This window comes from Paenibacillus sp. UASWS1643, from assembly GCF_008693195.1.
GTDB lineage: Bacteria > Bacillota > Bacilli > Paenibacillales > Paenibacillaceae > Paenibacillus > Paenibacillus amylolyticus_B.
In genome coordinates this window covers 26083-41006 of sequence record NZ_VXKZ01000114.1, presented here as the reverse complement: position 1 = coordinate 41006, position 14924 = coordinate 26083, and the positions used below count along the sequence as shown (strand labels likewise).

18 protein-coding genes are annotated in these 14924 nt (G+C 45.3%); 14 read left to right on the top strand and 4 right to left on the bottom strand.

The genetic code is table 11. The features are described from left to right. Positions 1-18: 18 nt before the first annotated feature. Together FE296_RS22310 and FE296_RS22305 are read left to right on the top strand one after the other, a co-directional pair. On the top strand, positions 19-1026 hold the full coding sequence (locus FE296_RS22310) for a phosphotransferase (RefSeq protein ID WP_150366374.1): 1008 nt from the start codon (positions 19-21) through the stop codon (positions 1024-1026). Positions 1027-1044: 18 nt separating this feature from the next. Next, entirely contained in the window at positions 1045-1338 is a 294-nt protein-coding gene (locus tag FE296_RS22305; protein ID WP_150366373.1) for an RNA polymerase alpha subunit C-terminal domain-containing protein, read from the top strand. A gap of 19 nt (positions 1339-1357) precedes the next feature. Here FE296_RS22305 and FE296_RS22300 read toward each other — a convergent pair whose 3' ends face one another. Beyond that, positions 1358-2302, bottom strand: coding sequence for a hypothetical protein (locus FE296_RS22300; protein ID WP_150366372.1), 945 nt, complete (start codon positions 2300-2302; stop codon positions 1358-1360). Between the two features lie 331 nt (positions 2303-2633). Here FE296_RS22300 and FE296_RS22295 point away from each other — a divergent pair, with 331 nt between their 5' ends. From FE296_RS22295 to FE296_RS22265, 8 genes are all read left to right on the top strand, one after another. After that, positions 2634-3140: a DUF2569 domain-containing protein gene (locus FE296_RS22295; protein WP_167483513.1), complete on the top strand. Its 507-nt coding sequence runs from the start codon at positions 2634-2636 to the stop codon at positions 3138-3140. A 128-nt stretch (positions 3141-3268) separates the two neighbouring features. Further along, positions 3269-3883, top strand: coding sequence for a histidine phosphatase family protein (locus tag FE296_RS22290; protein WP_150366371.1), 615 nt, complete (start codon positions 3269-3271; stop codon positions 3881-3883). A gap of 146 nt (positions 3884-4029) precedes the next feature. Next, positions 4030-4686 carry a pyridoxine/pyridoxamine 5'-phosphate oxidase gene (locus FE296_RS22285; protein ID WP_150366370.1) on the top strand — a complete coding sequence of 219 codons (657 nt, stop codon included), beginning with the start codon at positions 4030-4032 and terminating at the stop codon, positions 4684-4686. 79 nt (positions 4687-4765) lie between these two features. Then, positions 4766-5341, top strand: a complete 576-nt coding sequence (locus tag FE296_RS22280) for a GNAT family N-acetyltransferase (protein WP_150366369.1) — start codon at positions 4766-4768, stop codon at positions 5339-5341. A 5-nt stretch (positions 5342-5346) separates the two neighbouring features. After that, positions 5347-5697 carry a hypothetical protein gene (locus FE296_RS32920; protein ID WP_190945446.1) on the top strand — a complete coding sequence of 117 codons (351 nt, stop codon included), beginning with the start codon at positions 5347-5349 and terminating at the stop codon, positions 5695-5697. 141 nt (positions 5698-5838) lie between these two features. Then, positions 5839-6795 (top strand): radical SAM protein, encoded by a 957-nt coding sequence (locus FE296_RS22275; RefSeq protein ID WP_150366368.1) that lies wholly within the window; start codon positions 5839-5841, stop codon positions 6793-6795. Positions 6796-7085: 290 nt separating this feature from the next. Then, entirely contained in the window at positions 7086-8099 is a 1014-nt protein-coding gene (locus FE296_RS22270) for a phosphodiester glycosidase family protein (protein WP_150366367.1), read from the top strand. After that, the gene (locus FE296_RS22265; protein WP_150366366.1) at positions 8096-9109 is read left to right on the top strand and encodes a bifunctional glycosyltransferase family 2/GtrA family protein; all 1014 of its coding nucleotides are present in this window, start codon (positions 8096-8098) and stop codon (positions 9107-9109) included. Before FE296_RS22270 ends, FE296_RS22265 begins: the two co-directional genes overlap by 4 nt. Positions 9110-9261: 152 nt before the next feature. On the opposite strand, the gene FE296_RS22260 is transcribed toward FE296_RS22265, so the two are convergent. From FE296_RS22260 to FE296_RS22250, 3 genes are read right to left on the bottom strand one after another with little or no spacing between them, the layout of a single operon-like run. Beyond that, positions 9262-10716, bottom strand: coding sequence for a PTS transporter subunit EIIC (locus FE296_RS22260; RefSeq protein WP_124113579.1), 1455 nt, complete (start codon positions 10714-10716; stop codon positions 9262-9264). 30 nt (positions 10717-10746) lie between these two features. Further along, positions 10747-11253 (bottom strand): PTS sugar transporter subunit IIA, encoded by a 507-nt coding sequence (locus FE296_RS22255; protein WP_150366365.1) that lies wholly within the window; start codon positions 11251-11253, stop codon positions 10747-10749. Next, positions 11250-12134 (bottom strand): PRD domain-containing protein, encoded by an 885-nt coding sequence (locus tag FE296_RS22250; protein ID WP_223868995.1) that lies wholly within the window; start codon positions 12132-12134, stop codon positions 11250-11252. Before FE296_RS22250 ends, FE296_RS22255 begins: the two co-directional genes overlap by 4 nt. Positions 12135-12430: 296 nt before the next feature. On the opposite strand from FE296_RS22250, the gene FE296_RS22245 reads away from it, so the two are divergent. The 4 genes from FE296_RS22245 to FE296_RS22230 all read left to right on the top strand — a co-directional run bounded on the left by FE296_RS22245 (position 12431) and on the right by FE296_RS22230 (position 14923). Further along, complete coding sequence (locus FE296_RS22245) at positions 12431-13141, top strand: AAA family ATPase (RefSeq protein WP_150366364.1); 711 nt, start codon at positions 12431-12433, stop codon at positions 13139-13141. A 73-nt stretch (positions 13142-13214) separates the two neighbouring features. Beyond that, positions 13215-13703 carry a cysteine hydrolase family protein gene (locus tag FE296_RS22240; RefSeq protein WP_124113582.1) on the top strand — a complete coding sequence of 163 codons (489 nt, stop codon included), beginning with the start codon at positions 13215-13217 and terminating at the stop codon, positions 13701-13703. A gap of 263 nt (positions 13704-13966) precedes the next feature. Continuing rightward, complete coding sequence (locus FE296_RS22235) at positions 13967-14488, top strand: GNAT family N-acetyltransferase (protein ID WP_223868994.1); 522 nt, start codon at positions 13967-13969, stop codon at positions 14486-14488. Between the two features lie 24 nt (positions 14489-14512). Beyond that, positions 14513-14923: a hypothetical protein gene (locus tag FE296_RS22230; protein ID WP_150366363.1), complete on the top strand. Its 411-nt coding sequence runs from the start codon at positions 14513-14515 to the stop codon at positions 14921-14923. Position 14924 lies beyond the last annotated feature (1 nt).

The following is a 14924-nucleotide window of genomic DNA, read 5'->3' as shown; positions in this document are numbered from 1 at the left end:
AATGAATGGGGATAACATATGAGCGATACTCAATATACTTTAAATTTTGAGAAACTGTGTAATGAATTACAGCTTGGTGAATTGATCAGTTCGCCCAAACCAATCTCAGGTGGACTTCTTCATCGAATGTACGCCCTTGAAACGACGCAAGCTAATTATGCAGTTAAGGCATTGAACCCTCAGATCATGATAAGACCTTCTGCTGTGCAAAATTATATTGATTCAGAAAAAATAGCAAACGTGGCAGCTGAACATATCCATGCTCAACCTGCAAAAAGGTTAAAGGGTGCTTCTATGCATAACATTGATAATCAATTCTATCTAATATTTGATTGGATTGAGGGTCAATGTTTGAAACAAGATGAAGTTACTATCAATAACAGTTCTCTGATGGGAACGATCCTTGCAGGTATCCATAAAACGGATTTTAGACAACTAGAATTGGATAGTTCACAGGCGACTAATTCTAAAAAAATAGATTGGATGTTTTATCTGAACAAAGGAAGAAATGAGAATTCGGAATGGATTAAGATTTTGGATTCCAATATGGATAAGCTGTATGAGTGGAGCATGAAAGCTAAGAATTCATCTTCAATGCTAGCATCCAATAATGTTATTAGTCACAGAGATCTGGAGCCTAAGAATGTGATGTGGAGACAAGACATACCTATTATTATAGATTGGGAATCGGCAGGTTATATTAATCCGATGCATGATCTGGTAGAAACCGCTGTGTATTGGTCAGTAGATAGCTCAGGAAATATCAATAAGGAAAAATTCTTAGCTTTTATAGGTGGATATAAGAAGCGAATGGGCAGTCTAACAGCCAATTGGGAAGTAGTTCTGGATCATGGTTTTGCTGGAAAGTTGGACTGGCTCGAATATAGTCTTAAACGGTCACTGTGGATTGAATGTACGGATATAGAGGAACAATTAGTAGGAACATCACAAGTCATTTGGACTTTACAGGCTTTAGAACAATACGAAATCATGATTTCAGATATGAAGAACTGGTTGCATGCTTAATTCAGGAGAGATGCCCACATGGAAAACGATAAAGGAACACTCAGAACATGCGAACAAGGACATTCGTATTATAAAAAAAGTGACTGCCCAACCTGTCCGACGTGCGAAGCTGAACGTAAACCGACAGAGGGATTTCTAGCCTTGCTGTCCGCTCCTGCCAGACGTGCCTTGGAGAATGAAGGGATTACAACACTACAGCAACTTGCGGAGTACACAGAGAAAGAAATCCTGAAGCTGCACGGAATCGGGCCATCTGCCATACCTAAACTGCGAAACGCTTTGGAAGAAGAGGAATTATCTTTTAAGAAATAACCCTCTTGACTCCTCTCCTTTAATCCAAACCAGAATCGGAAGTAATCTCCTCCATCGTTACCCGATACAACAAGTTACCTTCACTGAGTAGCAGACGATGTTGGCGAAAATCCTGCCGTGCCTGCTTGAAGGGCCGACCATTTTCATTTAATAAATCAATCTTCTGCCCTTTGCTCAATCTTCCGGGCTTCTCCATTTTTTTTAGCACAAACGTTCCATGTTTACCGTACCCGGCATCGAATAAGAAATGATAACCATTCGTGCTGAAGCCGGAGGAACCGGAGATGTTTGGATTCATCAGAGTTACATTAGGTTCACTAGTGCCCCCTGAGATACAACCGAGTTCAAAATCGGTATAGAAGTAGAACCAGACCTGCTTCTCATTCACCACATTGAGTGCGTAACAATCGGCAATGTCAGCTTCACGATTTTCATACAGTTTATTGCCATGTTCATCCCAGGCCAGCAGACCACATGATCCAATCGGATCGCTCCAACCGTAGTTACCAAAAACCCCTTCATCGAAGTAACTAGTCCAGATCGTTCCCTTTTCTGTGACCTGTACACTCTGAATACCGTCTCCCAACAAAAACTCGCGAATTGTACTTCCGTCTAAATCACACACTTTGGCGTTTAGATCAACCTGTTCATTCCCATAATTCGCACACCGTGCTCCGACCAGCAGCAAATGATCATGTAATGGTTGTACGTAATGATAATTGAACGTCTGTCCCCAGATGACAACTTCCTCGATAGTTTGGTCAGTCACAATAAGCACTTTGTACGTATAGCTTTGATTCAATTTACTTTGGACGAACATACCTTGTTTTCTTTCGGGGATCTGATTCATCAACAGCACATAGACAAAGCCATCCCCGCCCCACTGGGTGGAAACGATATCGAAGCCTTCGACATAATTTGAAATATCGGCAAAAGGCAAAAGGTTTACTTTGGGATTGGACATATCCTATCCTCCTTCGTAGTCGAATGCAGAGTCACCATCTGCATCTGTATAAGAGGATTATGACGTACGTGTACTTTACTGAACATGGCGGAAGTATAGCGAAGGTCTTCTTTGGCTTTCTTGACACACGTAGTACAATAAGGAAGTTGTGTAAAATTCTATATAAGAGGAGGATGGAGAGGTAGCTATAAGAAGAGTGTGAGAATACATACAACGCACGTGTAGTAAGGGGAAAGAAGTACCCGTAGATTTGATTTGTATGAGTACGATTACGTGGAAGACTCATCTCTGAAAAACTAAAAAACTAAAATGTATAAGGAAGTGTTACGAGGTGGAACCACATATTCAAGAGCAAAAGACAGACTACCGTCCACTAGGCGTATCGGGCTTGGGTGGTTGGCTGATTCTCGTCCAGATCGGATTATTTCTTACGTTGATTTTCCTGGCGCTCCAATTGGTCCTGTATTGTTTGCCCATGCTTACAACAGAGACTTGGGAGTTGCTAACTTCGGAGCAATCTGAATATTATCACCCGCTATGGGGACCGGTCGTTATTTTTGAAACGGTATATAACGCACTGTTTTTAGTGTTTAGCATATATACTATCATTGCTTTGTATAGTAAAAAATCGATCTTTCCTCGTCTTATGATCATGTTTTATAGTGTTAGTCTAGCCGTTAGTGTCATTGATTATTTATTGTTGCTTCAGATTCCGATGGCGAGAGAACTTGAGGATGGAAACTCGTTAAGAGATATTGGCAAGTCGGTACTTACTTGTGCGATCTGGATTCCTTACTTTATCAAATCAGAGCGAGTTCATAACACATTTGTAAGATAAATGGGTTGCAGGAAATGCCCGATCTCGGATAGAAGATATCAGAGGTCGGGTTTATTGTATATATGCCGGGCTAGTCATACAGTGTAAAGGTATATTGTCCATTATAGAAGTGAAAAGGACGAGAGATCTTGAAAATTTATCTGGTAAGGCATGGGATGGATGAGGAAGGGTATCGAGGCGGATGGAGCGATCGTGGACTTACGGAACAAGGAATCAATCAATCCAGGAAACTGGGAGAGCATTTGCATCATCATGCTGACGCGTACAACATACATACGATTATTAGCAGTGATCTTCCTCGTGCAGTACAGACTACACGGGAAATTGAGAAGAGATTAAACATGCAGGCTAGCTTAATGAAAGATTGGCGGGAGATGAATAACGGAGATTTGGCAGGCATGCTCCATAAGGATGCTGAAGAACATTACCCAGGGGTTTATTTCAACACCCTTGAGATGGATTCCCCTTTTCCGGGAGGAGAAAGTCCAAGGGATTTTTATAACCGGATATGCACATCTTTCGAGAGCCTTCTTAGAGATATAGAGGAACAAACAGTCAAGTCCAATGTCCTGTTAATTACTCACGGCGGAGTGATTAATATTCTGTATTATCTGCTTGAGAAGAGGGAATGGAGTAATAAATCCAGCTTTTATCCCATGGACAACACCAGTGTACATATCGTTGAAAAGGGAAGGTATGGTTGGAAACTTAGCAACGTAAATGGTTTGAGTCATCTAGATTAGTCGTTTGATAGGTCTAACGGAATGGGTGAACCATTAATATCTCTTGGGTATTTATTTTGGAGAAGACAATGATTTGCTTACAGCGGAAGCGGAGAGTAAAGGATAAAAATAAACGGATAGATTAAATAGAAGATGGAGGCGATGACATGAGCGATCAACCAATTGAACTGCTACAACGTTTGAAGTCTTTATCCGGACCATTTCCAATCTGGGATACGGGGCAGTTGCCGGAGCAACCCGGGAAGCTATTTTTGGAGTGGTTGAGATTGGCGGTTGAGAACGAAGTGAAAGAACCTCATGCTATGACAATCTCCACCGTGGATCACGACGGTTATCCTGATGCGCGCGTGTTGATTTTGAAAAACGTAATCGACGAAACGTTTTATTTTGCCTCCAGTTCGGAGAGCCGAAAAGGACAGCAGTTGAAGGAGAATCCTCATGTCGCTCTGACATTCTACTGGCCTTCACTTGGAAGACAGATTCGGATAAGGGGAATTGCCGAGGATCAGGGAGATCAAGCGGGTGCTGATGATTTCCGCAAAAGGTCAGCTGGAGCGAGAGCAGTTGCCATGACAGGGCATCAGAGTGAGGTTTTGGATAGTGAGGAAGTGCTGGATAGTGCCATTGAAACTCAGAAAGAACGCATCCAACGTGACCCCGATGTCGTTACACCTCATTGGCGTTTATATGCCGTGAATGCACAAGAGGTGGAGTTCTGGCAGGGAGATTCAAAGCGTAAGCATGTGCGAGTCCAATATGTGATGCAAGATGGGCAGTGGAAGACACGCAGATTGTGGCCTTGATTTTATTACAGATGAGTAGGCAGCGCGGATCGAGCGGTTATGTATTTCTTTTCTTAACAATCTCAGGGAGGGCGAATCTATGAAAACAATTGAAAGTTTCTTCGAACCATTTCCGGTATTGGAGACAGAACGGACGATACTCCGGCGGCTTACCTATGATGATCTGGATGATATGTATAGTTATTGTGTTGTACCTGCTGTCTCGGAGTTCACTACCTGGGACGCGCACAAGAGCAAAGAAGATACCAAAGCTTTTTTGGATTTTGTCATGAGCCGGTATGATGTGAATTTAATAGGCCCATGGGGCATTGAAGATAAACAAACCAAGCGGCTGATTGGTAGTTGTAACTATCTAGGGTGTGATAGCGATAACAGGAGAGTCGAGTTGGGATATGTGTTATCTGATCAATATTGGAATCAAGGCTACATGACCGAAGCGGTGAAACGAATCATCCAATTTGGATTTGACGAAGTGGGATTGGAACGAATCCAGGCTCAATGTTTAGTGAAGAACACGGGCTCCGCGAAAGTCATGGAAAAGGCCGGCATGCAATTTGAAGGTGTGCTGAGGAAATACATGAAGGTAAAAAATGAGCTTCAGGATCTGAAGATGTATGCCATTGTAAAAGAAGACTTCTATACTCGTATTAAATAAAGAACGTGTTTTGGGAAAGGGCGAGCGAGGTTGAGCAAAGGAATCCTGTATCTTATGTTATTCATGACTTTTTTAAGCAGCTCAGAAGTGGCGAGGTCTTCCAACAATACGGCAAAAAAGCTTTTATAGATACTAAAAAGGGAAAAGTACAAAGTATTACATATGTTATGGAGAAAAATAAACAAGGCAATTACCATGTCATACCGTCCTTTGATCATGCAATATTGGAAGGAGGATTTGAGAACATGAAAGGGTTGTCCATGAATTTTGATCACAAAGGTCGTGTCTCATTCATCATGCTGGCGAGCCACGAGTTTGCCTATAATCCTGAGTTCAACGTGGATGACATACAATAGAGGAATTATTTCATTACACTATATCCCACCTTTACAACAACAAACGTACATAATGTCATATCGTCAACCGTGTGCCATCCGCTATACTCTTCAAGTTATCCAAACGTGGATTGAATGAAGGAATCGGGAGGTACAACAAAATTGATAGCCAAAAACAAATATAAATCACTCGAACTGGAAACACCCGGCATATATGAGCTGGAAGGGCTTGAAGTGGGAGTGACATCGAACTGCAATTATAAATGTGACTATTGCTGCGCCTACAATCGGGATGATGGAGCATGCATCGGTAGTCAGGAAGTTATCCGTATTATTAGTGAGCTTCCTCGTCTCAAGCGCGTGCGATTGTCCGGGGGAGAAGTTACTTTGAAATACCAGGATTGTCTGGAGATCGTGACGTATTGTGCGGCACATGGCATCGATACACAATTGAACAGCAATGCCAGTCTGCTGACAGAAGAACGGATTCTTGCTTTGCGCGATGCGGGCTTGTCCAACATCCATATCTCGTTCAACTATACGGATGCAGAGGCCTATGCTGCGTACTACCGTGTGCATCCTCGCATGTATGAGAGACTGGAACAGAATATCCGTTTGTGCACGGAAGCCGGTCTGGAGACGGTACTGGAAACGTTACTGTTTGAAGGTAATCAAGCGAATATGCAGGCCATTAGCGATAAGGTATATGATCTGGGTGTGCGCATCCATGAGATCCAGAACAGCATTAAGATGCCGCATACGGACTGGAGCCAGATTGTATCCAAAGAGTCTCTTGTTCGATCTGTAACGGAATTAATTGAGCATAAAAAGCCAGATACAACGCTCTATTTCACCTGTATGGATCGGTTCGCTGAACAGTTGAATTTGCGGGAGCAACCGGGCGTGTATTTCTCTAATTGCGTGGATGGCACGAAACAACTTCACTTGCACGGCAACGGAGATATTCTCATATGTGAGTTATGCCATCCTGTTGTAATTGGCAACATCTATAATGGAACGTCGTTGAAGGATATCTATACCCAGCAGCCGCCGGCGTTAACAGAATTCCTGGAGAAGCTGCCTTGTCCTGCGTACGATGCCCTTTTTGCAGAGGCATAACAGGAAGCTCTGATGAAGATATCTGTATTAAATAAAAATATGCACTACGATAGAAGTGACTTTAGGGCTCTATAGATTGAAAATCAAGGTGATCTGATTTCCTCAATGGGAAAACGGATGGCCTTTTTTGATTGAACTATTCAGTTACACAATAACAGCGATTGGAAGGTTGTTCTGTCATCGTAGTGTCAGTGTGAATATTCTTTAGTTCAAGTTATTTAGTTTCAGATTCATTTAAGCTACCCGGCCTAATATGGCCTTAAGAACTTAGATGAAGAGGTGAGCTTCACATGATGAAGATGTATCAGAAACCAACCCGGAAAGACCCCCATAAAAGACCGATCTCCCCAAGAAAGCGCAGATGGCTCATCATCACACTTGTCCTTGTGCTCGCAGTAGGTGGAATCCTGTACAGCTTGGCTGACCGTTACCTGATCCGGCATGTGCAGGTGGTGGTAGCGGATGAGAACACGGCAACGGCAGCAACGGGCAACACGAATGATTCCACCAGTACTCCGACCACCGCAACTAAAGTGAATGCAACGTCAGATGATTGGAATTATTCGAGTGATGATATGGAGGTCCATATTGATAAGGTACAGTCAGGTTCTGGCTCGGATCAGATCACGTATTATGTCGCTGATGTTCAGCTGACGGATGCAAGCAGTCTGCGAACCGCGCTGGCGGACAACAGCTTTGGAACAAACATTACCGAAAATACATCAGAGATTGCCGCAGCCAACAATGCGATCTTTGCCATTAACGGTGATTATTACGGATTCCGTGATGATGGTGTCATTATCCGAAATGGAACATTGTATCGGGACAGTCCCACGCGGGATGCACTTGCCCTATTCAACGACGGAATGATGAAAACATATAACGAGAACGAGATTTCTTCCTCGGAGTTACTGGCCGAAGGTGCAACCAATACACTATCCTTTGGACCGATTCTGATTCAGGATGGCGAGATTGTTAGTGATTTTAGCAGTGTGAAAATTGACAATAACTTCGGCAACCGCTCCATCCAGGATGCGAATCCAAGAACTGCGATTGGCATGATTGCTCCGAATCATTACGTTTTCGTGGTAGTGGACGGACGGCAGGACAACAGTCGTGGCATGACCTTGGCAGAACTGGCCGATGTCATGAAAGGCCTTGGAGCAACCGAAGCCTACAATCTGGACGGCGGCGGTTCATCCACGATGTATTTTATGGGCAGAGTCGTCAATAATCCGCTGGGGCGTAACCAGGAACGTGGCGTAAGTGACATTTTATATCTGACGGAGGGACAAGGATCATGACGATATTAATTCCATCCTATGAACCCGATGTGCGTTTGCTGAATCTCGTTCTGCAGTTACAGACATTTAAGATTGGACCTATTGTGATTGTGGATGATGGCAGTGGCCCGGGTTACCGTGGGATTTTCGAGACGGCAGAAGCCTATGGCTGTACGGTCCTGACACATCCCGTCAATCTGGGGAAGGGTAGGGCGTTGAAGACAGGCTTTCAGCATATTAAGGAGTACGGACCTCAGGGCGGTGTAGTGTGCGCGGACAGTGACGGACAGCATCTGCCACATGATATTAAGCGTATCTTCGAAGTGCTGCTGGCACAAACGACACCCGGAATTGTACTTGGCAGCCGTCGCTTCAGTGGTAAGATTCCAGCACGGAGCCGTTTTGGCAACACCGTCACACGGGCAGTTTTTTCGCTCACGACAGGTACCAAAGTATATGACACACAGACAGGTCTACGCGGTTTTCCTTACTCGATGCTGGATTGGCTGAACCAGATTCCCGGTGATCGGTTTGAATACGAGATGAATATGTTGCTAACGGCACACAAGGAAGGGTATGGAATTACTGAGGAGTTTATCGATACGGTGTATCTGGATCACAATGAGTCCTCCCATTTCCGCCCGTTGGTTGATTCGTTCCGGATCTATAGGCCAATCCTGATGTTCAGCACATCTTCGTTGCTGTCTGCTCTAATTGATTTTGGACTACTATTCGTCATTCAGTATTTCACGCATAATCTGTTTCTGTCGGTTGTCGCAGCAAGACTGTGCAGCTCCATCTTCAACTACACGATGAATCGGAAGTACGTATTCTCCGCTGGACGAACCTCTAAGGTTCGGCAGTCTTTGCCCAAATACTTCTCACTTGTCCTACTGGTGCTGTTATTAAACTACGGTTTATTGTATTTTTATAATGAAAAATTAATTATCCCGCTAATCGCAGCCAAGCTGTTGACCGAGGTATCCATCTTCCTTTTCAGCTATTGGGCGCAGCGCAGATTTGTCTATTAACACAGAGAGAGTGGGCATACAGTTTGCTCTCTTTTTTTCAATCAAAACCGCTTCAAAAGAATATCCTGTGCTTCTTGGTTAACAAAAACGGCCGAGAACAGGGGTAAAAATACCCTTGTTCTCGGCCGTTTAAACTCACAGGAGGACGAGCGTTACATCAGCTTCTTAATCTCATCCTTCAGGATTTCAGACTGAGTGCCGAAGATAACCTGCACAGCTCCACCACCGAGTCTCATGACGCCGGAAGCGCCAAGCTGTTTGAGTGCCTGATCGTTGACGGCTTTGTCGTCCCTAACAACTAGCCGGAGGCGAGTGATGCAGGCGTCAATGCTCTCGATATTATCTGTTCCCCCGATCTCGGCAAGCACCTTGCCAGCCTTGGTGTCGGCAGACGCTGCCACGGCGGAAGCATTAGTGGGGGCATCGGCATCATAAGCGTCATCCTCGCGCCCCGGCGTTTTCAGGTTGAACTTGATAATCATGAACCGGAACAGGAAATAATAGACGATCGCAAATGCGAGTCCGACCGGGATCATGAGCAGCGGATTGGTCGACAGCTTCATGTTCACGAGGTAATCGATTAGACCTGCAGAGAAGGCGAAGCCCAGCTTAACATTCAGCAGGTACATGATTAGGGCCGCCGCACCGGTAAGAATAGCGTGCACCACATACAGTAGAGGCGCCGCGAACATGAAGGAGAACTCGAGCGGTTCGGTAATACCCGTTAAGAACGAAGCCACCGCTGCGCCGATAAAGATCGAAGCGACCATTTTACGCTTTTCAGGCCGGGCTGTATGAATCAAGGCTAGCGCCGCCGCCGGAAGAGCGAACATCATAATCGGGAAGAAGCCAGACATGAACATGCCTGCCGTAGGGTCTCCGTTGAAGAAGCGGGTCAGGTCGCCGTGCACGACTTCCCCGGCTGCATTGGTATAATCTCCAATCTGGAACCAGGCGATGGAGTTGAGGACATGATGCAGACCAAGCGGGATGAGTAGGCGGTTGGCGATCATAAACACCATGGAGCCAACGCCGCCAAAACCTACAATCCAGGCACCGAAAGCGCCGATGGCATCCTGAATCGGGCTCCAGATCATGCCGAACAGGATGGCCAACACCAGCATGGAGCCGGCGGTGACCATCGGCACAAAGCGTTTGCCGGAGAAGAAGCCGAGCCAGTCAGGAAGCTTGATATTATGGTATTTTTTATACATATAGGCTGCAAGCAGTCCGGCAAATATCCCGCCCAATACGCCCATATCCAGCTTGACATCGTCAGGAATATAGCCGAATACACCTGGAACGGCTCCCAGAATCCGCGTTAGTACCATATAAGCGATCAGGGCGGAAAGCGCGGCGACCGCATCCCCCGCCAGTCCGATTGCCACCCCAATGGCGAAGATGAGCGCAAGGTTGCCGAAGATCGCCCCCGCTCCCTCATTCAAGAATGGAACTACATACTGATTAAGAAATCCCCCGATCACGGGACCGAGTGGAATGTCCTTTTCGTAATTAAGAAGACCGAGGCCTTGAAGAATACCTGCCGCAGGCAGGGTTGCTACAGGAAGCATCAGGGATTTTCCCAGCTTTTGCAGTGATTTCAGCATATTGTTCTTCCTTTCTTTTTTTGATTTAGGTTATTTGGACAAGCTGACTTTCATGATCGTTCCCATGCCTGCTTCTACGCTGCCATACTCCGGGTGCGACTCCCACGGCTGTTCAGCCGCATTCGCAACGATGACAGGGGTGATGACCGGATAACCGGCGGAAGCGATCGCATTCAGGTCAAATTCAATCAGAGTCTGACCGATAGTGACTTGATCCCCGGTCTGCACTTGGGGTGTGAAACCCTGTCCTTTCAGGCTGACAGTATTCATACCGATATGCAGCAGTAGCTGCAGCCCGGAAGCATGCTCAATCATTACGGCATGGTGCGAATTGATCAGGTGCACCACAGTGCCGTCGATAGGGGCGACCAGCCTGCCTTCCTGGGGAATCATTGCAACTCCCGGTCCCATAAGTCCTTGAGCGAACGCTTCGTCAGGCACTTCTTCCAAACTGACGCAGGTTCCGGTGAGCGGGGAGGCGACGGATATTGTTTCAGATGTTTTGGCAGATTTGTTGTTTTTCCATTTCCAGATCATTGTGTGTTGTCCTTTCTGCTTTTGGTTTTGGCATGGGTTTGAAAAAGCCGGTATAAATGCATGGCGAGAAAAGCCGTTTCTTCCTCGGGCACTTCTGTACCCAAATCCTCGGCCATTACAGCGCTCAGTTTTCTGGCCAGCTGGTATTCGGACGTATATTCATTTTTTACATATTGTGCGAAGGTGGGGGCCGTCATCGGCTGCTGATACAGGCGTTCCATGGAGAAGCGCAGGTGTATCATGAGTCTTGCCTGGCTAAGGCTGCCCTGATCAAAGCGAACGCCACCCTCCTCTTCAATAATCGACTGAAGCTTGCTGATCACATTGGATACCTTAACCAACTGTCCGACAGGGACGTGATTTACGGAGGAGTACACATGGTATGTCAGGAACCCGGCCTCATCCTCCGGTACCTCTACGCCAAAGGCCTCTCCGATCATGGCTGCCGCTTCCGAGGCGATTTCGAATTCTTTCGGAAAACTGAGCTTTGTCTCCGTAAGAAAAGGATTCAGAATCTCCATCCCGTTGCGGATACGATATAAGGTGAACTGAATATGACTCGGAAGAGCAAGGTAGATCTTGTCATTCAGCTTGCCGGGAAACTGATCAGCGATGAGACGGATAATTCGGTCAGAGATGTCGATGACATTGGGGTCCAAGTCCCTCATCAGCTCCTGCGCCTGCCCCCACTCCTCCCGGTCTTCCAGCCGGAATCTTTTCTCAATCCGCGGATCATCAGCCTGAACGGTGCTTTCCACCTTGAACGCAAATCCCAACCCTTTGCCAATCAGTACGTACTCCTTGGTATTCTGGTGCGACCGGGCCAGAACAATATTACTGCCGACGACCCGCTCCACCTGCAGAATCATTTCTTTACTCACGGTTCACCGCCTCCTCGTTTCTAAAGTTAACGCTTTCATGCCTCCGGAACGCAAAAAGAGCCAAGAAGCGAGTATAGTTTACTGTTCGCTTCTTGGCTCATGCCCTCTGGGGTGGTAACACGCCAATTCATTTTATGTTTTCATCAGAACGTTCTTCCTACATAATATATAGCGGATCTGCCACCGTCAACCATAATTTTGTCATCCAACTGTTCGTCGTTTAATATAGGGAATGTGTAAACGAAAAGGTACCTGCCGTAGTTGGAGCCAAATCTAACATGAATAGGAGTATGCCTATGTATCTTCGAAGTGTGGAACTCCTGTCGGCCAAGGTCGAGAATCGGGACCAATATCCTTTTGACATCCCCGCGATCCGGTCCTTGGAACGATTGGAGATCACGAATAACGTTACTTTTTTTGTAGGTGAAAATGGTTCAGGGAAATCTACGCTGCTGGAAGGCATCGCACATCAATGTGGCTTCAATACCGCAGGGGGTGGCAGGAATAATACCTATGAGACACATGCTTCGGAATCCTCGCTCGGGAATTATCTCAGGCTGGCCTGGTTGCCCAAAATAACGAATGGTTTCTTCATGCGCTCTGAATCGTTCTATCAATTTGCATCACATGTCGATGAGATGCCGGAATCGCTTCCGTATTATGGCGGGCGTTCATTACATGAACAATCACATGGGGAGTCTTTTCTCAGTCTGTTCGTCAACCGCTTTAGTTCCAAAGGCATCTATCTGCTCGACGAGCCCGAAGCCGCATTGTCCCCAGCAAGGCAGCTCTCTTTATTGCGGATTCTTCATGATCTGTCAGGCACTTCGCAATTCATTATTGCGACGCACTCACCCATTTTGCTGGGGTATCCGGGGGCAGAGATTTTAAGTTTTGACGATAACCATATTCAAGAGGTAGTCTATGAGGATACCGATCACTACCAGATTACCCGCAGCTTTCTGGAGAACCGTGACCGGATGCTGAATGAATTATTTAAGGATTAAGTTAAGTTATCCGTGTAAACAAGGGAAGATATTGAATCATGCGACATTAAATTTATTGTTGAGGAGAGATTGGATGAAAGTAGGTTTGCTGATTGTTGATATGCAAGAGAGTATTGTGCGGAAAAAGATGGACCAGACTTCGATAGACCATGCTTGCGAGTACATTAATCATGTTGCAGGTGTGCTGCGCACGAATAATCATGTGGTCATTCACGTACAGGATGTGGAAGGGATGGAAGAGGCAGCGCCAGATGAGTATCGCATTATTCCCGAGGTGGATGTGAATGAGAAGGATATCACGGTTACCAAAGAAGCTTCCAATGCTTTCTGGCAAACTGATCTGGAGCAAGTGTTGAAGAGTCACGGAATTGAATTGGTAATTATCGCAGGTTTTGCTGCAGAGGAATGTGTTCTATTCACCTACAACGGTGCGATGGAGCGAGGTTTCCGTCCGGTGATGTTGCAAAATGGAATTCTAAGCACCCATCACGAAGCGGTGATTTCAACGTACAGAGATCGCAATGTGATCTCATATCCTGTGGTTGATTATCTAATCCATTAAGGGTTGGCTACATGCCAGAGGATACTTGGTGGTGGAAAATAAAGATAAGATCAACAATTGGACTCTGTAGGGAGTCTTTTTTTTGTACATATGTGCATGTTGACCGTGAATGTATGGTTACTCTATGGTTTAAGCCAAACTTTGCCTATATCTGCTAGGGTTGAAACGATATATTGAGAAACAGGGCACAGCAAGCTCGTTGTGGATATCGGGAAAGTCGTGTAGCGATCACTAACCAACTCATAAACTAAGGGAGATGTGGAATGAAGATGAATGTACAAATTACACGTATTTTGACAGAACAAAAGGAATTGTTTCTCAACCTGTACAACTTGTACTTATATGATCTGTCTGAATTTTCTGGCGAGGATCTACTTAAAGAGGGGAAATATGATCCAACGAACACCTATCTATATCTGGAACGCGATGAATTACATCCGTTTTTGATTAAGTATGAAGGAAAGGTTATTGGATTCGTACTGGTGTGCTCACCTCCATATGTGCCGAAAGGTGTGGATTATACCGTGCAAGAGCTGTTCCTGGTCAAAAAGTATCGCGGACAGGGACTGGCAGCACAAGCGGTTGGCTTGGTTTTTGCTCAATTTGAGGGTACATTCAAAGTAGAACAGCTTGCTAATAATGCGGCAGCAGTTTCATTCTGGGAAAAATATTATGAGCAGCATCAGATTGAATATACGGAGTCTGAATATCACATTGAGATTGACAACATCGCTGGCAGCCACCGGATTTTGTCCCAGACTTTTGTGCGTGGAAGAGCGAAATAATATGTAACTTAGAAGGTGATTAGCTTGTTTATTATCGTAGCAAATAAGGGGAAGTTGAAGTGGATTTCTGGTGTGTTTCAGGCAGAAGAGGTAGCTAGACAGTACATGGATCTCATACCTGATGAGCTTAAGGTGTACCATGAATTCATTCAGATAGAGAACATCACATATCCTTTTTATATTATAGAGCGTCAGGAATCTCCATTTAGGTTTCTCGATAAAGATGAAGTGATTTCACTTTTCGATCATACGGATATATCAGAGGACGAAGATGAGGTGCACTTCAATATCTACACGGTGGATTCAGATTATAGACCGAAGAAACCTGGAACAGATTATATGGGAGCACTGAGGCATGATCATGTGACCAATGAATCTATAGAGATGTACCGAGAAGAAGGAACAGTGTTTCTGAGTAGACGAAGGATTTTATGAA